At 69.9% G+C, this 20,274-nt stretch carries 19 protein-coding genes and 1 riboswitch; of the genes, 8 read left to right on the plus strand and 11 right to left on the minus strand.

The genetic code is table 11. The annotated features are described in order from the left end of the window. Positions 1-88 precede the first annotated feature (88 nt). From OG595_RS12320 to OG595_RS12345, 6 genes are all read left to right on the plus strand, one after another. The gene (locus OG595_RS12320) at positions 89-394 is read left to right on the plus strand and encodes a DUF3311 domain-containing protein (protein WP_329271091.1); all 306 of its coding nucleotides are present in this window, start codon (positions 89-91) and stop codon (positions 392-394) included. Further along, positions 391-2,001 (plus strand): monocarboxylate uptake permease MctP, encoded by a 1,611-nt coding sequence (gene mctP / locus OG595_RS12325; RefSeq protein WP_329271092.1) that lies wholly within the window; start codon positions 391-393, stop codon positions 1,999-2,001. The genes OG595_RS12320 and mctP overlap by 4 nt, the downstream gene beginning before the upstream one ends. A 190-nt stretch (positions 2,002-2,191) precedes the next feature. Next, a riboswitch (cobalamin riboswitch) is annotated at positions 2,192-2,315 on the plus strand. 126 nt (positions 2,316-2,441) lie between these two features. Then, a complete protein-coding gene (locus OG595_RS12330) occupies positions 2,442-4,835 on the plus strand; it encodes a ribonucleoside-diphosphate reductase subunit alpha (RefSeq protein WP_329271094.1) in 2,394 nt (797 codons plus the stop codon). After that, positions 4,835-5,851 (plus strand): ribonucleotide-diphosphate reductase subunit beta, encoded by a 1,017-nt coding sequence (locus OG595_RS12335; RefSeq protein ID WP_329271096.1) that lies wholly within the window; start codon positions 4,835-4,837, stop codon positions 5,849-5,851. The genes OG595_RS12330 and OG595_RS12335 overlap by 1 nt, the downstream gene beginning before the upstream one ends. Before the next feature lie 309 nt (positions 5,852-6,160). Continuing rightward, positions 6,161-8,227, plus strand: a complete 2,067-nt coding sequence (locus OG595_RS12340; protein ID WP_329271098.1) for a putative Ig domain-containing protein — start codon at positions 6,161-6,163, stop codon at positions 8,225-8,227. Positions 8,228-8,364: 137 nt separating this feature from the next. Next, entirely contained in the window at positions 8,365-8,838 is a 474-nt protein-coding gene (locus tag OG595_RS12345) for a hypothetical protein (RefSeq protein WP_329271100.1), read from the plus strand. Here the strand turns inward: OG595_RS12345 and OG595_RS12350 are convergent. After that, complete coding sequence (locus tag OG595_RS12350; protein WP_329271101.1) at positions 8,805-9,026, minus strand: hypothetical protein; 222 nt, start codon at positions 9,024-9,026, stop codon at positions 8,805-8,807. The genes OG595_RS12345 and OG595_RS12350 overlap by 34 nt on opposite strands. 93 nt (positions 9,027-9,119) lie before the next feature. Here OG595_RS12350 and OG595_RS12355 point away from each other — a divergent pair, with 93 nt between their 5' ends. Continuing rightward, a complete protein-coding gene (locus tag OG595_RS12355) occupies positions 9,120-10,082 on the plus strand; it encodes a GlxA family transcriptional regulator (RefSeq protein ID WP_329271103.1) in 963 nt (320 codons plus the stop codon). A 30-nt stretch (positions 10,083-10,112) separates the two neighbouring features. On the opposite strand, the gene OG595_RS12360 is transcribed toward OG595_RS12355, so the two are convergent. The 10 genes from OG595_RS12360 to OG595_RS12405 form a co-directional block, all read right to left on the minus strand. Beyond that, positions 10,113-11,483 carry a bifunctional albaflavenone monooxygenase/terpene synthase gene (locus OG595_RS12360; RefSeq protein WP_329271105.1) on the minus strand — a complete coding sequence of 457 codons (1,371 nt, stop codon included), beginning with the start codon at positions 11,481-11,483 and terminating at the stop codon, positions 10,113-10,115. Further along, positions 11,480-12,565: an epi-isozizaene synthase gene (gene cyc1, locus OG595_RS12365; RefSeq protein WP_329282828.1), complete on the minus strand. Its 1,086-nt coding sequence runs from the start codon at positions 12,563-12,565 to the stop codon at positions 11,480-11,482. Before cyc1 ends, OG595_RS12360 begins: the two co-directional genes overlap by 4 nt. A gap of 308 nt (positions 12,566-12,873) precedes the next feature. Then, positions 12,874-13,524: a peptide deformylase gene (def, locus tag OG595_RS12370; RefSeq protein ID WP_329271108.1), complete on the minus strand. Its 651-nt coding sequence runs from the start codon at positions 13,522-13,524 to the stop codon at positions 12,874-12,876. A gap of 149 nt (positions 13,525-13,673) precedes the next feature. Then, complete coding sequence (locus tag OG595_RS12375; RefSeq protein ID WP_329271111.1) at positions 13,674-14,654, minus strand: tetratricopeptide repeat protein; 981 nt, start codon at positions 14,652-14,654, stop codon at positions 13,674-13,676. A gap of 157 nt (positions 14,655-14,811) precedes the next feature. Then, positions 14,812-16,038 (minus strand): HD-GYP domain-containing protein, encoded by a 1,227-nt coding sequence (locus OG595_RS12380; protein ID WP_329271114.1) that lies wholly within the window; start codon positions 16,036-16,038, stop codon positions 14,812-14,814. Further along, on the minus strand, positions 16,035-17,510 hold the full coding sequence (locus tag OG595_RS12385; protein ID WP_329271117.1) for an HD domain-containing phosphohydrolase: 1,476 nt from the start codon (positions 17,508-17,510) through the stop codon (positions 16,035-16,037). Before OG595_RS12385 ends, OG595_RS12380 begins: the two co-directional genes overlap by 4 nt. A gap of 192 nt (positions 17,511-17,702) precedes the next feature. Continuing rightward, the gene (locus tag OG595_RS12390; protein ID WP_329271119.1) at positions 17,703-18,137 is read right to left on the minus strand and encodes a roadblock/LC7 domain-containing protein; all 435 of its coding nucleotides are present in this window, start codon (positions 18,135-18,137) and stop codon (positions 17,703-17,705) included. A gap of 18 nt (positions 18,138-18,155) precedes the next feature. Continuing rightward, positions 18,156-18,320, minus strand: a complete 165-nt coding sequence (locus OG595_RS12395) for a hypothetical protein (protein ID WP_329271121.1) — start codon at positions 18,318-18,320, stop codon at positions 18,156-18,158. Between the two features lie 122 nt (positions 18,321-18,442). Continuing rightward, the gene (locus OG595_RS12400; protein ID WP_329271123.1) at positions 18,443-19,252 is read right to left on the minus strand and encodes a hypothetical protein; all 810 of its coding nucleotides are present in this window, start codon (positions 19,250-19,252) and stop codon (positions 18,443-18,445) included. A 61-nt stretch (positions 19,253-19,313) separates the two neighbouring features. After that, the gene (locus OG595_RS12405; RefSeq protein ID WP_329271125.1) at positions 19,314-19,679 is read right to left on the minus strand and encodes a hypothetical protein; all 366 of its coding nucleotides are present in this window, start codon (positions 19,677-19,679) and stop codon (positions 19,314-19,316) included. A 163-nt stretch (positions 19,680-19,842) separates the two neighbouring features. On the opposite strand from OG595_RS12405, the gene OG595_RS12410 reads away from it, so the two are divergent. Continuing rightward, positions 19,843-20,208 (plus strand): hypothetical protein, encoded by a 366-nt coding sequence (locus tag OG595_RS12410; RefSeq protein WP_329271126.1) that lies wholly within the window; start codon positions 19,843-19,845, stop codon positions 20,206-20,208. Positions 20,209-20,274 lie beyond the last annotated feature (66 nt).

Genomic DNA, 20,274 nt, shown 5'->3' on the forward strand with positions numbered 1-20,274 from the left:
GACGGAACCGTCCCTTAGATTCCTGCGCGTTGCACCAGTGATCACAGGAAAGTGATCACGGGAATCAGCGAGGGGACGGAGCCGTGACATGCCAGAAGCGCCTGAGGCGAGACAACCGGTGACAGCACAGCCGGTGGTGACTCCGATCCGCGTCGTCATCGGGCTCTGCCTCTTCGCACCCTTCGTCGCGATGCTGTGGGTGGGCTCGTACGCGAAGGTGGATCCGGCCTTCATCGGCATCCCGTTCTTCTACTGGTACCAGATGCTGTGGGTGCTCGTCTCCACCGCGCTGACGATGACCGCGTACCAGCTCTGGCAGCGTGACCAGCGGGCCCGCAGGGCGACTTCGGCCTCTGCCTCCGCGGCCACCAAGGACGGGGGTGCGTCCGCGTGAACGACGGAGTGAACGGCGTGGCACTCGCCGTCTTCATCATCTTCTTCCTGGCCGTCACGGTCATCGGCTTCATGGCCTCCCGCTGGCGCAGGGCCGAGAACGAGAACAGCCTCGACGAATGGGGCCTGGGCGGCCGGTCGTTCGGCACCTGGGTCACCTGGTTCCTGCTCGGCGGCGACCTCTACACGGCGTACACCTTCGTGGCCGTACCGGCGGCGATCTACGCGGCGGGCGCGGCCGGCTTCTTCGCGGTGCCGTACACGATCCTGGTGTACCCCCTGATCTTCACGTTCCTGCCCCGCCTGTGGTCGGTCTCCCACAAGCACGGATACGTGACGACCTCGGACTTCGTACGCGGCCGCTTCGGCTCGAAGGGCCTGTCGCTGGCGGTGGCGGTCACCGGCATCCTCGCGACCATGCCGTACATCGCGCTCCAACTGGTCGGCATCCAGGCGGTCCTCGACGTGATGGGCGTCGGCGGCGGCGAGAACACGAACTGGTTCGTGAAGGACCTCCCGCTGCTGATCGCGTTCGGCGTGCTGGCGGCCTACACGTACTCCTCCGGTCTGCGGGCCCCCGCCCTGATCGCGTTCGTGAAGGACACGCTGATCTACGTCGTCATCGCGGTGGCGATCATCTACATCCCGATCAAACTGGGCGGGTTCGACGAGGTCTTCGGCGCGGCGAGCGAGAAGTACACCGCCGCCAAGGCGGGCGCCCTGATCCCGGCCGAGGCCGGACAGTGGACCTACGCCACGCTGGCGCTGGGTTCCGCGCTCGCGCTGTTCATGTACCCGCACTCGATCACGGCGACGCTGTCCTCCCGGAGCCGTGAGGTGATCCGCCGCAACACCACGATCCTGCCGCTGTACTCCCTGATGCTCGGGCTGCTCGCGCTGCTGGGCTTCATGGCGATCGCGGCCGGGGTCAAGGTCACCAACCCCCAGCTGGCGATCCCGCAGCTCTTCGAGGACATGTTCCCGTCCTGGTTCGCGGGGGTGGCCTTCGCGGCGATCGGCATCGGGGCCCTCGTCCCGGCGGCCATCATGTCCATCGCGGCGGCCAACCTCTTCACCCGCAACATCTACAAGGACTTCCTCAAGCCCGACGCGACACCCGAGCAGGAGACCAAGGTCTCCAAACTGGTCTCGCTCCTGGTGAAGGTGGGCGCGCTGATCTTCGTCCTGACCATGGACAAGACCGTCGCCATCAACTTCCAGCTCCTGGGCGGCATCTGGATCCTCCAGACCTTCCCGTCCCTCGTCGGCGGCCTGTTCACCCGCTGGTTCCACCGCTGGGCCCTGCTGGCCGGCTGGGCGGTCGGCATGCTGTACGGCACGCTGGCTGCGTACGGGGTCGCGTCCCCGACGCAGAAGCACTTCGGCGGCAGCTCGAAGGAGATCCCGGGGATCGGCGAGATCGGCTACATCGGTCTGACGGCGTTCGTCCTGAACGTCGCCGTCACGGTGGTCCTCACCTTCGTGCTGAAGGCGCTGAAGGCCCCGGACGGCGTGGACGAGACGAAGCCGGCGGACTACACGGCGGACGCGGGGGATCCGGGCGTGGCGGTGGAACTGCCGTCGGCGACGGCGGGTTCCGCGCACTGAGCTCCGCAGGGTCCGTGGTTCGTCCACTGCGGGCCCGTGGGGGCTTGTCGCGCAGTTCCCCGCGCCCCTTAAGGGGCGCCATCGGGCCGCCGGAGAAGTCCGGCGGCCCCTTGTCGTACTCCTCCAATCCCCTCAACTCGGCGATACGACACAACATGTGGGGGTGCTTCCAGGGCCCGGCACAAGATGTATGCTCATGCTCGCTGTCGCCGCAGGGGAATCCGGTGCGAATCCGGAACTGTCCCGCAACGGTGTACTCGTGCATGTTCGTGCGCGTGTCCAGTCCGAGGACCTGTCGACAGTGCGCCCGGCCGACCGGTCCGGGTGCCTGACGTCCGGGCCTCGTGGAGTGGGCCGGTGGACGCGCGCGTACCCGTAAGGCGTCCGTGTGCCCCGCTGCCCTCCGCAAGGCCCCGTGCCGAGCGAGGGAGAGCCCCCACGTGACCATCGCGCCAGCCGAACCGGCTTCAGCGACCGCAGTGGCCCCACTGGCCCCAGTGGAGACGGACGGTCCGGGTACCGCGCTGCTGCGGATCCTGACCGAGCTGACCGCCGACCTTCCCGACGCCGACCCCGGCCGGGTCGCCGCCGTCGCGCTGCGCGGCCGGTCCGCGCGGGCCGACGAGTCGGAGCTGCGCGAGCTGGCCACCGAGGCGGCGGCCGGTCTCATCTCCGAGGACCCCGTCTACTCCCGGCTGGCCGCCCGGCTGCTGACCGTCACCATCGCCGCGGAAGCCGCCTCGCAGGGTGTCACGTCCTTCTCCGAGTCGGTCGCGGCCGGCCACCGGGAGGGCCTGATCGCCGACCGCACCGCCGAGTTCGTACGGGTGCACACGGACCGGCTGAACGCCCTGATCGACGTCGAGGGCGACGACCGTTTCGGTTACTTCGGCCTGCGCACCCTGCACAGCCGCTACCTCCTGCGCCACCCGATCACGCGCCGGGTCGTCGAGACGCCCCAGCACTTCATGCTGCGCGTCGCGAGCGGGCTTGCCGAGGACACTGCGCTTGACGCAAAAACGGGCGTTCGAGGGCTGGACGAAGTCGCGGCGCTCTACCGGCTGATGAGCCGCCTCGACTACCTCCCCTCCTCCCCCACCCTCTTCAACTCCGGTACCCGGCACCCCCAGATGTCGTCCTGCTACCTCCTCGACTCCCCGCTGGACGAGCTGGACTCCATCTACGACCGCTACCACCAGGTCGCCCGCCTCTCCAAGCACGCCGGCGGCATCGGCCTGTCGTACTCCCGTATCCGCAGCCGCGGTTCGCTGATCCGCGGCACCAACGGGCACTCCAACGGCATCGTGCCGTTCCTGAAGACGCTGGACGCCTCCGTCGCCGCCGTGAACCAGGGCGGCCGGCGCAAGGGTGCCGCCGCGGTGTACCTGGAGACCTGGCACTCCGACATCGAGGAGTTCCTGGAGCTGCGCGACAACACGGGTGAGGACGCCCGCCGTACGCACAACCTGAACCTCGCGCACTGGATCCCGGACGAGTTCATGCGCCGGGTGGACGCGGACGCGCTCTGGTCGCTCTTCTCCCCCTCCGACGTGCCCGAACTGATCGACCTGTGGGGCGCCGAGTTCGACGCCGCCTACCGCAGGGCCGAGGAGGACGGGCTCGCCCGGAAGACCATCCCGGCCCGCGATCTGTACGGCCGGATGATGCGCACCCTCGCGCAGACCGGCAACGGCTGGATGACCTTCAAGGACGCGGCCAACCGCACCGCCAACCAGACGGCCGAGCCGGGCAGTGTCGTCCACTCCTCGAACCTGTGCACCGAGATCCTGGAGGTCACGGACGACGGGGAGACCGCGGTCTGCAATCTGGGCTCGGTCAACCTCGGCGCGTTCGTCGACACGGCGGCCGGTGACATCGACTGGGAGCGGCTGGACGAGACGGTCCGTACCGCCGTCACCTTCCTCGACCGGGTCGTCGACATCAACTTCTACCCGACCGAGCAGGCGGGCCGCTCCAACTCCCGCTGGCGCCCGGTCGGCCTGGGCGCGATGGGCCTCCAGGACGTCTTCTTCAAGCTGCGCGTCCCCTTCGACTCGCCCGAGGCGAAGGCCCTCTCCACGCGCATCGCCGAGCGGATCATGCTCGCCGCGTACGAGGCATCCGCCGACCTCGCCGAGCGCAACGGCCCGCTCCCGGCCTGGGAGAGGACCCGTACGGCCCGCGGTGTGCTGCACCCCGACCACTACGACGTCGAGCTGGCCTGGCCCGAGCGCTGGTCGGCGCTGCGGGAACGTATCGCCTCGACCGGGATGCGCAACTCCCTGCTCCTGGCGATCGCGCCCACCGCCACCATCGCCTCGATCGCCGGGGTGTACGAGTGCATCGAGCCGCAGGTCTCCAACCTGTTCAAGCGCGAGACGCTGTCCGGCGAGTTCCTCCAGGTCAACTCGTACCTGGTGAAGGAGCTCAAGGACCTCGGTGTGTGGGACGCCCGCACCCGGGAGGCGCTGCGCGAGTCGAACGGCTCGGTGCAGGACTTCGCGTGGATCCCGGCCGACGTACGGGCCCTGTACCGCACGGCGTGGGAGCTCCCGCAGCGCGGGCTCATCGACATGGCGGCGGCCCGGACCCCGTTCCTGGACCAGGCGCAGTCCCTGAACCTGTTCCTGGAGACGCCGACCATCGGCAAGCTCTCCTCGATGTACGCGTACGCCTGGAAGTCGGGCCTGAAGACGACGTACTACCTGCGCTCGCGCCCGGCCACCCGCATCGCGCGCGCCGCGCAAGCGAGTGTCCCCGTCCAGCAGGCCGCCGACCCCGACGCCGTCGCCTGCTCCCTTGAGAACCCCGAGTCCTGCGAGGCCTGCCAGTAATGACCACCGCCGCTGAGAAGAACCTGCTCGACCCGGGCTTCGAACTGACCCTCCGCCCCATGCGCTACCCGGACTTCTACGAGCGCTACCGGGACGCCATCAAGAACACCTGGACCGTCGAGGAGGTAGACCTCCACTCGGACATCTCCGACCTGGCGAAGCTGTCCGAGGGCGAGCAGCACATGATCGGCCGGCTGGTCGCGTTCTTCGCGACGGGCGACTCGATCGTGGCCAACAACCTGGTGCTGACGCTGTACAAGCACATCAACTCCCCCGAGGCGCGGCTCTACCTGAGCCGGCAGCTGTTCGAGGAAGCCGTGCACGTCCAGTTCTATCTGACGCTCCTGGACACGTATCTCCCCGACCCGGAGGACAGGGCCGCGGCGTTCGACGCGGTGGAGAACATCCCGTCAATCCGCGAGAAGGCGGAGTTCTGCTTCAAGTGGATCAACGAGGTCGAGAAGCTGGAGAGCCTGCAGACACAGGCCGACCGCCGCCGGTTCCTGCTCAACCTGATCTGCTTCGCCGCGTGCATCGAGGGCCTGTTCTTCTACGGGGCCTTCGCGTACGTCTACTGGTTCCGCAGCCGGGGTCTGCTGCACGGCCTGGCCACCGGCACGAACTGGGTCTTCCGGGACGAGACCATGCACATGAGCTTCGCGTTCGAGGTGGTCGACACCGTCCGCAAGGAGGAGCCGGAGCTGTTCGACGAGCGGCTTCAGCAGCAGGTGACCGACATGATGCGGGAGGCGGTCGAGGCGGAGCTCCAGTTCGGCCGCGACCTGTGCGGTGAGGGCATGCCGGGGATGAACACCGAGTCGATGCGCCAGTACCTGGAGTGCGTCGCCGACCAGCGGCTGGCCCGCCTCGGCTTCGCCCCGGTGTACGGCTCCGAGAACCCCTTCTCCTTCATGGAGCTGCAAGGGGTGCAGGAGCTGACCAACTTCTTCGAGCGGCGCCCGTCGGCGTACCAGGTGGCGGTGGAGGGCACGGTCGACCTCGACGAGGATTTCTGACGCCATGTCACCGATGGTGCCGGGCTTACCGAAGGGTAAGCCCGGCACCATGAAGCGCGAGGCGTCGTCCATGGACCGTCCATCGGCCGTCCATGGACCTCCTATGGAGCGGCAAAGTTCTTCCGACGCATCTGTTCCGGTCTTGTCGGCCCCGGCTACTTTCTGGCCATCCTGTCATGCGCACAACGGCATCACGGAACGTCCAAAGTGTCATGCCCCTGACGATAACGCGCTCTGCCGCCGCTACGCGCGTCACAGGCCTGCCACCAGCGTCGAGAACCCCACTCCCACGACGGAGGCAGTACCCCCATGCGTAAGACACCCACCGGTAAGCCCGGCCGGAGCCTGCGAAGACTCCTGGTCGCCGCCATACCCGCCGCCGCCCTCGGCCTCGCCGGACTCGTCGCGGTGCCGGCACACGCGGCGCCCGCAGCACACGCGACCGCGCCCACCTCGCACGTCACCCAGAACTCCAAGGCCCTCACCTCCCCGGACCGGCAGACGTTCCACTCGACCGGCAAGGCCGGCCAGAAGGTGCCGACCACACATCTCTGCGCCACCGCCAAGCCCGGCCAGGTGTCCTGTTTCGCCCAGCGCCGGACCGACATCAAGCAGCGGCTGGCCGCCGCGGTCGCCGCCGCGCCCTCCGGGCTCAGCCCGGCCAATCTGCACAGCGCCTACAACCTCCCGTCAACGGGCGGCTCCGGCCTGACAGTTGCCGTGGTCGACGCGTACAACGACCCCAACGCCGAGGCTGACCTGGCCACTTACCGTTCGACGTACGGCCTGTCCGCCTGCACCAAGGCCAACGGCTGCTTCAAGCAGGTGAGTCAGACCGGTTCGACGACCTCGCTGCCGACCAACGACACCGGTTGGGCCGGCGAAGAGGCGCTCGACATCGATATGGTCAGCGCCGTCTGCCCCAACTGCAGCATCATCCTCGTCGAGGCCAACTCCGCCACCGACTCCGACCTCGGCACCGCCGAGAACGAGGCCGTGGCGCTCGGCGCGAAGTTCGTGTCCAACAGCTGGGGCGGCGACGAGGCGTCCTCCCAGACGACCGAGGACACCTCGTACTTCAAGCACCCCGGTGTCGCGATCACGGTCAGCGCGGGTGACAGCGCGTACGGCGCCGAGTACCCGGCAACCTCCCAGTACGTGACCGCCGTCGGCGGCACCGCCCTCTCCACGTCCTCCAACTCCCGCGGCTGGACCGAGTCCGTGTGGAAGACCAGCAGCACCGAGGGGACCGGGTCCGGCTGCTCGGCGTACGACGCCAAGCCGAGCTGGCAGACCGACACCGGGTGCGCCAAGCGCATGGAGTCGGACGTCTCCGCCGTCGCCGACCCCGCCACCGGCGTGGCCGTCTACGACACCTACGGCGGTTCCGGCTGGGCCGTCTACGGTGGCACGAGCGCCTCGGCGCCGATCATCGCGGGCGTGTACGCGCTGGCCGGTACCCCGGGTTCCAGTGACTACCCGGCGAAGTACCCCTACAGCCACACGAGCAACCTGTACGACGTCACCAGCGGCAACAACGGCTCCTGCTCGACCTCGTACTTCTGCACCGCGGCCACCGGCTACGACGGTCCCACCGGCTGGGGCACCCCCAACGGCACCACCGCCTTCACCTCGGGCACCAGCACGGGCAACACCGTGACCGTCACCAACCCGGGCAGCCGGTCGACCACCACCGGCAGCTCGGTCAGCCTGCAGATCAGCGCGACCGACAGTGCGTCGGCGACCCTCACCTACAGCGCGAGCGGTCTGCCGACCGGGCTGTCGATCAGCAGCTCGACCGGCCTGATCTCCGGTACGGCGTCCACCGCGGGCACCTACCAGGTCACCGTGACCGCGAGCGACAGCACCGGCGCCTCCGGCTCCGCCTCCTTCAGCTGGACCGTCGGGTCGAGCAGCAGCACCTGCACCTCGTCCCAGCTGCTCGGCAACCCCGGCTTCGAGTCGGGCAACACCACCTGGACCGCCTCCACCAGCGTCATCGGCAACTCCACCAGTGAGGCGGCGCACGCCGGCTCGTACTACGCCTGGCTGGACGGCTACGGCTCCGCGCACACCGACACGCTGTCCCAGTCGGTGACGGTGCCCAGCGGCTGCAAGGCCACCTTCACCTTCTACCTGCACGTCGACACCAAGGAGACCTCCACCAGCACCGCCTACGACAAGCTGACGGTCACCGCCGGCTCGACCACCCTGGCGACGTACTCGAACCTCAACGCCGCCTCGGGCTACGCCCAGAAGTCCTTCGACCTGTCCTCGTACGCCGGCTCCACCGTCACCCTGAAGTTCAGCGGTGTCGAGGACTCCTCGCTCCAGACCAGCTTCGTCCTCGACGACACCGCCGTCACGACCAGCTGACCACCACCGCACCCCGGGCCCCGGTCGCCGCCTTCGCGGCCGGGGCTCCGGTGCGGGGTCAGTCGTGGGACACGTGTGGGGCAGGTGTGGGATCCGGACGTGCGGGTGACACGTCGAAGGAAAGAGGAGGCCCAATCATGTGCCGAACGATCCGCCGCCGCACGACCCTCGTCCGCGCCCTCGTGACACTCACACTCGCACTCACCGTCGCAGGCTGCGCCGACCGGACCGGCAGTGGCAGTGGCAGTGGCAGTGGCAGTGGCAAGGACGGCGGCGACAGCGTGCCGACTTCCGTGGGCTGTACGGCGGTGACGACGCTCGGCGCCCGCGACAGCGGCCGTACGGTGTGCCTGGCGGTCGGCGACACGGTCCGCATCAGCCTGGACGGCACCTCCGAGCGGCCCTGGAAACCGGTCACCCTGAGCGGTCCCGGCCTGACGGCCACCAACAGCGGGCTCGTCCTGCCACCCGGCGACGCGAGCGCCGCCTTCGAGGCCGTATCGGCAGGCAGGACCCGGCTGGAGTCCACGCGGCCACTGTGCGCCGCCCGGACCGGCCAGGTCTCGTGCCGGGGGATTCAGGAGTGGCGGGTCACTGTGGTGGTGAAGTAGCGCGGCCGCCGTGCGGGGAGCGCCCTGGGGCCGACTCGCTCGATCTCCCGGCGGGTCCTCCATGCCTCGCGGAGCTGGCGGTCGACGCGCCGGTCGTGCGCCAGGCCGATCAGGGACGGAAGGGCGAGGGCCACGAAGATCGCGACGACGACGAGGATTCCGACGATGTTGTCCGTTGCTGTGTTCATGGACATCAGTCTCGCGCCGAATACTCCTGACTGTCAGTGGCAGGACTGCCGCACACCCTCGATTTCCTGCCAATGCCGAGGCACACTGGGGACATGCTCGAAAACGTGGCCGTAGTACTGCTCGACGGAGTGCACCCCTTCGAACTCGGCGTCGTCTGCGAGGTCTTCGGCCTCGACCGCAGCGACGAGAACCTGCCGGTGTACGACTTCGCGGTCGCCTCGGCCGAGGGCCCGACCCTGAGCACCCACGCGGGCTTCACGGTGGGTACGGAACACGGGCTGGAGCGGCTTGAGACAGCCGATCTGATCGCCGTACCGGCCGGGCAGACCTACGCGGACCGGGAGTATCCGCCGGAGCTGCTGGACGCGCTGCGGCGAGCCGTGGAGCGCGGGGCCCGGGTGCTCAGCGTCTGTTCCGGGGTCTTCGTGCTCGCCGCCGCGGGCCTGCTGGACGGCCGGCGGTGTGCGGTGCACTGGCGGCACGCCGACGAGCTGGCCCGGCGCTATCCACGGGTCCGGGTCGAGCCGGACGTGCTGTACGTCGACGCCGGGCCGGTGATCACCTCCGCCGGTACGGCCGCCGGGATCGACGCCTGTCTGCACCTCGTCCGGCAGGAGCACGGGCCCGAGGTCGCCAACGCCATCGCCCGCCGGATGGTCGTACCGCCGCACCGGGACGGCGGGCAGGCCCAGTACATCGAGCGGCCTCTGCCCCGGTCGCGGTGCGACACCGTCGGGGAGGTGCTGGTGTGGATGGAGCGCCATCTCGACGAGGAGGTGACGGTCGAGCAGCTCGCCGAGCGCGCCCACATGTCGCCGCGCACCTTCGCCCGCCGCTTCCAGCAGGAGACCGGCACCACGCCCTACCGCTGGATCCTGCGGCAACGCGTGCTGCTGGCGCAGCAGTTGCTGGAGGCGACGGACGAGACGATGGACGCGATCGCCTGGCGCACCGGGTTCGGCAACTCGGCGGCGCTGCGCCACCAGTTCGTACGGTCGCTGGGGACCACCCCGCAGGCGTACCGGCGTACGTTCAAGGGCCCGGAGGCCGCCTGAACGTACGCCCGTTCCACCACCCGGCCCCCTTCAGCGGGGTATCGCCCGCAGCAGCATCCGGTCCGGATGCAGGGTGATGCCCACGCGGACCGCGTCGCGTGATCCGGGCACCCGTTCGAAGCGCCACTTCCTGGCCACCTCGGCCGTGAGAATGGTCAGCATGGCCATCGAGAAATGGTCACTCGGACACTTGCGGTTGCCCACGCCGAACGGGGTCATCGCGTACTTGGGCAGGTCCTTGACACGTTCCGGAAGCCAGCGGTCGGGGTCGAACTCGGTGTTCCGCTCGTACGAACGCGGATCGCGCTGTATCGCGTACGGGCTGTACACGAGATCGGCACCGGCCGGAATCCGATAGCCGCCCAGCTCGGTCCCGGCCACCGCCCGCCGCGTCAAAATCCATACGGGCGGCTGCAAACGCATCGTCTCGACGACGACATTGTTCGTGTACGCCAGCTTGCGGACGTCCGCGAATGCGACCGCCCGGTCGGACCCGACCGATTCGGCCTCCTCGGCGACCTTGTCGGCGTGTTCCGGCTGTTCGGCGAGGACCTGGAGCAGGGACATGATCGTGGAGGCGACGGTTTCGGCGCCCGGGGTGACTATGGCGATGACCTGGTCATGGATCTCCTGTTCGCCTATGGGCTCGCCATTCTCGTTCTTCGCGGTCAGCAAAGCCGTCAGCAAATCGTCCGGATTTTGACCGGATGCCCGGCGCTCGGCCACGATCTCGTCGACGACAAGATGCATATCGGCCAGCGCCCGGTTGAATTTGAGGTTGGCCGGCAGCGGAAGCCGGTAGAGGGGTCCCGCAGGGATCACCATGCGCCGGTACATCCCCAGGAACACCGTCGCGAGCGCGGCGCACAGCCGTTCGGCCCGCTCGTCCATGTAGTCGCCGCGCAGCAGACAGCGGGCCGCGATGCGCACGGCGATCCGGAAGGACTCCGCGGTGCAGTCGATGACCTCGCCGGGCTGCCAGCGCCGGGCGAACGCCTGTGCCTCCTCCGTCATGATCGGCCCGTACTCGGGGAGCACGTCCAGTCTGAACGCGGGCTGGATGGTGCGCCGTTGACGCCGGTGGGTGGGTCCGTTGGCGGTGGCCACGCCCTCCTTGCCGAGCAGCCCTTCGAGGGACTCCCACAGCGGGCCGCCGATGATGTAGGCGGGGTTCAGCGCGAGTTCCCCGACCAGTTCCGGGGACGTGGCGGCGTACACCGTCTTGGGGCCGAGTTTCAGCCGTACGACGTCGCCGTGGTCGCGGAGCCGGGCGAAGAAGCCCAGCGGGTCGCGGACCAGCTGCCAGCCGTGGCCGAGGAGCGGGACACCGCCGCCCGCGAAGGGCGGATCGGGCAGCTCCCCGGCGTGGGGAGACGCGGGACGTACTGATTCGACGGTCATTTCTCACCTGCCGCTTCGTTGTTGACGTACGGGGGTGTGGAGCGGTCGTCCCAGTTGTCGACCATGTAACGGCCGGACTCGTGGTGGAACCAGTAGACGGAACTGAACCAGTTCCGCATATTGCCGAGGCAGGCACTCACGGCGGTGCTGATTTGCTTTCCCCGCGCGCTGCCGTCGTCGATCGATTCGGCGAACCTGTGCACTTCCTGTTCCGCCGCGAGGAATTCCAGGACGGACCTCTCGACCCGTCCCCTGACTTCCGTGATGGCCTCTTCGAGTGTCAGTCCCTCATGCCGGATAAGACTGATCCCGAGATTGTGCACCTCGTCGCCCGCGAGTTCCTTCGGGAGCGAGCAGAGGTCGTTGTACCAGGCGGCGAATTCCTGGCTCAGCAGCGCCGCCCGGCGGAATGCGGGGTGTTTCCTCACCACACCGGGGAGTTCGCATCCCGCGCTCGGTTCCAGGAGGTCGGTCCAGATCCAGTGCGCGAAGGTGAGCCGCCTGAGTTCCAGGTATTCCTCGACCTTCGGCACGGTTCCGTTTGTACGGTTTCGGAATTCGCGGTCGTACGCGTCGATCACCTCGTGGAAGTGCCGCGCGAAGCGGGCGTTCCACCTCCTGCCAAGGAACGAGTAGAGGCGCAGCACACTGTCCGCGAACCCCGCGACCAGCGGGTCCCGGTGGTACAGATACAGCCCGGGTGCGTCCAGCGCCGCGTGGAGCCGGCCTTTGAGATGTCGCCAGGAAGCGGGACGGCCGTGCACGATGTCCCGGTCGTGGCGGTCGTCCCAGACGAAGAACCAGGCACTGAAGTCCGCTATCGCCTGGAGTACGTCGTCCGGGGCGCCGAGGTAGTACCCGGCCATGAGGTCGGTGTAGCAAAGGCCGTCGGCATATTCGGCGACCTTGTCCGCCGACATGAGGCGTTTTTCCAGCAGCCAGCCCTTGGTCTTCTCCTGCAGTCGGGGCCAATACGGATGCAGTTGCCGGGGAAACGCCGCCTCGATCACCGGTAGGGCCAGTGACGGTGGGATCGCTACCGCTGGTGTCGCCGGTGAGGTGCTGCGTGGGAAAGCAGGCACGAACAAACCCCTCTCAGCCGCGAGTTGGCGCAACACCCCTCCCGCTGTGCCGGGCGTGCGCCGTTGCGTATCCCCGCAGTTCCCATTCAGCCCTACAACTGACCGTTCTGGGAACGGATTTGCTTCCTTCACTACCCCAAGCTGCCGAGATTCGCCGCTCGCCTGACTGGTTCTGGATCACTACGGACGCACTTGAGTCCGCGTTTCGATCGAACGTGCGACAGACACACGAACGGCTCCTGCTCAGGGCATCACCCTGAGCAGGAGCCGTTCGTGTGCACGTCCGTCTCAGACGTTGTCAGAAGTGGTCAGCCGTTCGCGACCACGGGGTACCGGGGCTCGTTCTCGGCCATCTGCCGCAGCGCGTCCTTGCGCTCGCGCTTGGAGAGCCGGTCGATGTACAGGTACCCGTACAGGTGATCCGTCTCGTGCTGCAAACAGCGCGCGAAGTAGCCGGTGCCGCGGACCTTGATCGGGTTGCCCTTCTCGTCCTGCCCGGTCACCTCGGCGTAGTCGGGCCGGGCCAGCGGCGCGTAGGCGGTGGGCACCGAGAGGCAGCCCTCGTTGCTGTCGTCCAGCCGGCGCCGGTCGGCGGGCAGTTCGACGAGCTTCGGGTTGCAGATGACACCGGTGTGCCGGGCGCCCTCGTCGTCGGGGCAGTCGTAGATGAAGACCTTCAGGTCGACGCCCACCTGGTTGGCGGCCAGACCGACGCCCTCGGCGGTGCGCTGGCTGGCGAACATGTCCGCCACCAGCTGCTCCAGTTCCGGGCCGAACTCGGTGACGTCCTGGCACTCCTTGTGCAGCACCGGGTTGCCGACGACCGTGATGGGCAGCGAGGTCCCGCGCTCACGCCAGGCGGCCTCGCGCTCCTCGCCGTCCTCGGTGTCGATGACGAAGCCCTCGTCGTCCACGGGAAGCACGCCCACGTGCTGCTGATCGGTGTCCTGCTGCGCCATGACCGACGATGCCTCTCAAACAATCAGGGGGTGAAGTTGCTGCTACAGGGTACGTGGACGCGCCCCCGCGGGGGCGCGGGGCTGCGCCGATTTGCGGCTCCGCCGCGCGGGCGCGACAAGCCACGACGGACCCGCGGTCGGCGAGGTACCTAGCAAACCTCTTCGAGATCCCGCCAGTCCCGAGTCTCCGGACTGTCGGCGACCCACCCGTCCAGCAACCCCCGTACGAGGGTCGCCGGGGCCGCGATCCCACACTCCCGCTCCGGCGCCCACAGCTGCCCGTCCGTACGATGCCCCAGCGGCCCGGGGTGCCCCGGCTCACTGTGATCGTGCGGATCGAGATGCTCCCCGTCACCCTCGTCGGACGGCATCCGGGACTCCGAACACATCCGGCACAGCAACCGCACCGACGACGACCAGTCCTCGGCAGCGAACCCGGCGTCGGACGCCAGCCGCTCCAGCGCGTCCCGGTCCTCCTCGGCGGCGGCCTCCAGAAGGACCACCCAGGTGGGCACGGGCGAGGGCGCCCACAGCTCGATCTCGTCGAACACGGGGTAGGAGTGCCCGGCCGCGGTGGTCCGCTCCCCGTGGGGCACCCCGTCGTGCAGCACGACCTCGCCCCAGCGCCGCCCGGAGGACGGCAGCGGAATCGACAGCACCTCGATCCGGGCGGGGTCCAGCCGCCGCCCCCACACGACCTCGGCCTCGCCCTCCGGCGACAGCCGTACGGCCGCGCTGCCCAGGTCCATCCCGGCGGGTTCACCGGCGGCCGTGGCACCCCCGGGCACCCGCAGCCCGTACGCCTGCCAGGCCCGCCGGGCCAGCGGCCAGTCCTGGAGGGCGGTGGCAGCGATGCCCACGTTCCACCAATCGGGGGCCCCGGTCTCCCGGTCGAGCAGCGCGACGGCGCGCAGACCGGCCGCCCGGGCCTGCTCCCAGTCGTGCCGGAACTTGTGCAGCAGGGCGAGGTTGAACCAGGACTCGGACAGCCAGGGTTCAAGATCGGCGGCACGTGTCAGCAGTGCGCCCGCGTCCTCGTACCGCCCGTCGCCGATCAGCGTGAACGCGCGGTCGGTGGCCTGCCGCCATGAGGCGGAGGGCCGGTGCCGCCCCTTGCCGAAGATCCTCACGATTCCCGCCTGCCAGTGCCGTGGAATGGGCCGGCTTCTGCCCCCGTACAGCCTCTCCCTCGCATCCAACCACGGACCGCTGGAGGGGCGCTCATTACCCATGGGTTACCCAACCGAGGGCAGCGTAAGACCGTCCACCCCTCTCCCACCACCATCTTCAACCGATGTGCTCCCCCACGACTCCGCCATTCCTGGCGAGTACCCTGCCGAGGGATTCCACCACCTCGGGCTGATAGTCCCGCCCGGTGCCGAGCCGCAGCTCTTCGAGCGCCCGCAGCGGACCGCCCGCTCCGGCGTCCCGCACCTTCTCCTCGTAGGCGTTGACGGCCCGCACGATGCGCGCGGAGACCGGCTGCTCCCGGTACGGATCGGCCTGCCGTTCCACGACCACGGCGACCGCCGCGGCCACCCCCGTCTGCCGTACGACGGCCCCGCCGAGCAGCGCGATCCGGCGCTGTTCCTCCACGGGGAGTACGGCGGTGGCCCCGGCCGGTACCGGGTCGACGAGGCTGAGCTGCCCGATGTCGTGCATGAGGGCCGCGTACTCCAGCACGGTCAGCTCCGCCTCGGACAGCCCCAGCTCCCGCCCCACCGCCCGGCTGAGCACCGCGACGCGACGGGCGTGCCCGGCAGGCGTGTACCCGGCGATCTCGGTGGCGCGGGCCAGCGAGGCGATCGTCTGCCGATAGGTGGCCCGCACGGCCGCGTACCGCCGGAAGGCGAGCTGGGTGAGGAGCAGCGGCAGCGAGAAGACGGGCAGCGCCCAGAGTCCGACGACGGCGACGGCGAGCGCCATGACCACCCCGGTGGCGCACACGGCGGTCCCGATCCCCAGGGTGGCCCGCAACTCGTCCCGCAGCAGCGGACCGAAGGGCCAGCCGGTGCGCGAGTGGGCGAGCGCGGCGGCGAGCACCGCGTCGCAGAGCGCGGTGAGCACGAGCAGCGCGACAAGCAGCAGGACGTACGCGGGGCCACCCCAGGCCTCGAACACACCCTGGTTGTACAGGGGTTGGAAGCAGGTGGCGGCGAACCCGGCGGTGAGCACCCGGCGGGCGAGGTGGTCGGCGGTCGGCCCCTGCCCGCGCGCGACGTGCGGTACGCACCCGACGAGGGTGGCCGCGACGACGACGGCGACGACCTGGAGGGCGCCGTGGTGCGTGGCCCGCCCGGCGTCCTCCCCGAGCAGCGCGTACGACAGCGCCCCGGCGGCGGCGAGCGGCGCCGCCTCCCGCGACTCGGGCCCGCTCCACCGGGTCAGCTCCCCGAGCACGACGAGCACCCCGAAGGAGAGCGCGACGGCCCGCCCGTCGAGGCCGGACCAGAGGGTATGGGCGAGAGAGAGAAACGCGAGAAGACCGGCGGTGGCATGAACGAGGGGCCTCATGCCACCCCACCTTCACTACGAACCTGCCCGGGACGGGGAAGGGCAACGGGGCCGGAGCCGGAGTCGGAATCAAGGCCGGGACCGGGATCGGGATCGGCGCACGTTGGTGGCCGACTGGAAACGAGCGGAGCGGGTGGGTGATCACGACGGGGCTGGACTCCGTCAGCCGTCACCGCCGGATGCCACCCACCCCGCCGGCCAAGCGCACGCGCCAACGCCCCCACCATCACCGGATCGAACTGCGTCCCCGCGCACCTCTCCAGTTCCGCCAGAGCAACCCGCACCGGCCGCGCCCTGCTGTACGACCGGGTCGACGTCATCGCGTCGAAGGCGTCCGCGACGGCGACCACACGCGCGAACTCCGGGATCTGGCCGCCGACAAGCCCGTAGGGGTACCCGCTGCCGTCCAGCCGCTCGTGATGGTGCAGGATCGCCGACCGCGCCTCCCCGAGGAAGCCGATCCCCCGGACCATCTCGTGTCCGTACTCCGGGTGCAGTTCGATCACCCGCCGCTCCTCCGGGGTCAGCGGCCCGTCCTTCCGCAGCAGCCGGGTGGGAACGCCCAGTTTGCCCACGTCGTGCAGGATCCCGGCGAACCGCAGTACCTCCACCCGCTCGTCGTCCATGCCCAGTTCCCGCGCGATCATCATCGACGCCTGTCCGACCCGCTCGCTGTGCCCGCGCGTGTACCCGTCCTTGATGTCGACGGCCTGCACGAGCGCCCTGATCGTCGCCTGGTGGGCCGCCCGCTCCCGGTGGTACTGCGCGAACACCCACCACGACACCCACATCGGCAGCAGCACGAGCAGCGCGGCCACGGGCCCGTACGGGCCGCGCCACAGGACGGCCATCATCAGCCCCGCGAGCCCGTGCACGCCGACCGGCACCAGTGACCGTACGAACAGCCCCCGCCAGGCCAGCCGCACCGGCACCCGTTCGGCGAGCGCCAGGATGCCTCCGTCGAGCAGGGCCAGGACCAGGCAGAACGCGACCACGGCCGCCCCCGCGGTGACCAGCGCGTACGGAAAACTGGAGGAGACCACCGTGTCCGGTCCGCCGAGCGACCAGTGCACCCGGGAAGCCGTCCAGGCGCCGATCCCGAGCTGTCCGGCCCGCCAGAGCCGGCGCGGCCAGGGCGTCCGCTCGCCGCCCCGGACCAGCAGCGCGCCCGGCAGCGGCACGAGGGCGGCGGCCGCGGGCGGCAGCAGGAAGGCGGCGGCGAGCAGGACGGGCGTGTGCCACCGGGGCGGCCCGGCACCGGCGCCCCCGGGACCGGCGGCGCCCGGACCCTCGTATCCGCGGGCTCCGCCGAACCGGCCGGCCGCGAGCTGCTCGCACGCGGCGCACAGCGCGGCGAACAGCGCCACGGCGCCCCAGGGGGCGTGCGCGGACCGGACGGGCGCCGCGCAGAGGGCGGCCCCCACGGCGACGGCGATGACGTAGACACGCGCCCACGGTGTGATCGACCGCATGGCGCTCCCTCCCCCGTGTACCGGACCGGGGCCGGCCCGGGCTGATGTGCGGCACAAGCCTGTTCAGGCTCCGGGACATGGAGGATAGGGCGGCCGACGGCGGCCGTACGGAGGCATTGGCCGAATCTCAGGCCTCAGGAGCCGCAGATTAGCCCGTTAGGGTGAGGCGTCGCGGGGTGCCGGCATATCGGCTCAGTACGCCACGTCCGCCGCCAGGACCTTGGCCAACTCCTCGATCGTGGCCGGGGATTCACGCTGGAACGCGGCGATGTCCAGCCCGTCGTCGCCCATGACGGTCAGCAGCGCGCGTTCGCCGACGGCCAGGACGATGACGTGCCCGGAGCCGCACCGGGCGACCACCTCGCGCAGGGCGCCGACCTTCGCCTGCTCGGCGATACGACGGCTCACCCCGAGCGTCGCGGCGGCGAGCGCCGCGACCGACTCGGGGTGCACGGTGTCCGCGTCGGCCACGACGAGAAGGCCGTCCACCGTGGACAGAACGCTCTCCGAGACTCCCATCACCCGGTCCCGCAACGAGATCAGGATGTCGGTCAACTGGGAGGACTGGGCAGACTGGGGCGGCTCGGGACTGTCGCCGAGAGGGCTCGGAGGGCTCAGGGGACCCATGGGACGTACTCCTTGCGGTCAGTCGGGCTCGGGGAGAGCACGCAACGCATGGCGGACCCGCCGCAGCGTCTCGACAGAGGGTTGGTCGGCGGCCAGTTCTTCGGCCGAGGGGCCCAGCAGGGCCGGGTTCGCCGCACCCCGTACGGGAAGCGGCTTCCGTACGGGCAGAGGGGGTGTGCTCACGCCCGGGTCGTCGTGGTCCGCGATTCCCTCGTCGCGTCCCTCGTCGTTCCCGTCAGCGCTTCGGTCGGTGCTCCTGTCGGCACTTCGGTCGGTGCATGGGTCATCTCTTCCATCGTCCGCACTCACTTCCCCCCTTTCTCTCCGCCACGGGGCATACGCCTCGGCAGCGGCTCGGTTCTCGACGGCGGCGGGCCGGCGGCCGGCGTACGGCCAGGGGTGACACGTGGCGCCGTGCTGGGCCGGCCGCCGGGGACGGTCGGGGTCTCCCACCGGAGGAACCCGAGCGTCCGCATGCGGATCAGGTCCAGCATCACGGCGTACAGCCCGCGCCCCAGCGCGAAGGCGATGTCACGGGCCGTACGGCGCCCGTTGACCTGGTTCAGAACGTCCTCGTGCCGACTGGACAGCGGCCCCTCCACAACCCCCACGCCCGGTACGGGGCGCACGCGGGCCAGCTCGCCCGGGGGTCCCCACAGGCGGATGAGCAGGGAGATGCGCCGCGTGGTCTCGTCGGTCAGCTTCCGTGGCTCCAGGCCCGGCCGGACGACGAGTGACGGTTCCGGGTCGCTCAGCTCCCAGCTGCCCGGCGCGCCCAGCGACAGGGCGAAGGCCGCGTCGAACACGGCGGCCGTGCAGATGACTTCGAGTTCGGCGGCGCCCACCAGTCCGTCGGCGACCAGGCGTTCACCGAGCAGGTCCGCGTCGCGCTGTGCGGCGCACGCGGCGAGCCAGTCCTCGTCGCCGATCCGGCCCGAGGCGAGCAGGGCCGAGGTCGCGGTCGGCGCCCCCGGGGTCTCGATCGCGCCCACCAGGCCGTCGCGCAGGTGGAGCGTGCCGCCCGGGCTGCCCGCGACCCGTACCGTGCCGTTGAACCCCTCTTCGCGCAGCCCCTGCAGCAGCGCGGGCAGATTGCGTGCGGCGGACGCGCTCATGCATCCACCCGCGCTCTCGTGCCGCTCGTACGAGTGGGTCCGCCCACACCGGCCGGGCCTGTCATGCCAGCACCTCGCCCGCCAGGTCGCCCATGCTGCGTGCCGCGAGTGCGAGGTTGGCCCGCTCCCGGTCGAGTCCGGCCGTCAGCAGCAGCGGATCGCCGGCCGGGCGGCCCACCGTGACCAGGACCTGATGGCGTCGCACGCTGGTCGTGACGACGCTCTCCAGCTCGCCCTCGGCGCCCGCCCGGCCCAGCCGTTCGGCGACGAGGGCGGCGAACTCGCAGCTCTCCGAGCCGTCCCCGGCCTCGGCGATGTCCCCCGCCGCTCCGTAGGTGAGGCCGGTGACAGCGTCGACGAGGGCGACACCGGTGACGCCGGGGGAGTCGAGGAACCGGGCCAGCGAAGCCTCAACTGCCGTCGACATTTCGCCATTCCCCCTTCGCGTACGACCGCTGCACAGTACTTTGAACGACAACTTTCGTAACGCACACCAAAGTTGATGATTTGCGACCCACGGGTCGTCCGAGTTCGATCGTAGTTGCACGGACTGCGACCGGTCAGCATCACTGAGGAATTGGGGCAGCAGAATGAACATCGAGACAGCGCTCAAGGAAGCCATGACCGTGGACGGAGCGCTCGGCGTGGCGCTCGTCGACTACGACAGCGGCATGTCGCTCGGCACGCTCGGCGGCGGCCCCGGTCTGGACCTGGAGCTCGCGGCGGCGGGCAACACCGAGGTCGTACGGGCGAAGATGCGCACGCTGGCCTCGCTGGACATGGACGACACCATCGAGGACATCCTCATCACGCTGGGCAAGCAGTACCACCTGATCCGGCCGCTGGCCAGCAGCAAGGGCGCGCTCTTCCTGTACATCGCGCTCGACCGGTCGCGCAGCAACCTGGCGCTGGCGCGGCACAGCCTGAAGAGGATCGAGAACGGCCTGGACGTCTGAGGTCCCAGGCACGAAAGGGAAGAAGAACGACGATCGGCCCCGCGCGACAGCAGCGGGGCCGACGAC

It is taken from the genome of Streptomyces sp. NBC_01451, assembly GCF_036227485.1.
Classification (GTDB): Bacteria; Actinomycetota; Actinomycetes; order Streptomycetales; family Streptomycetaceae; genus Streptomyces.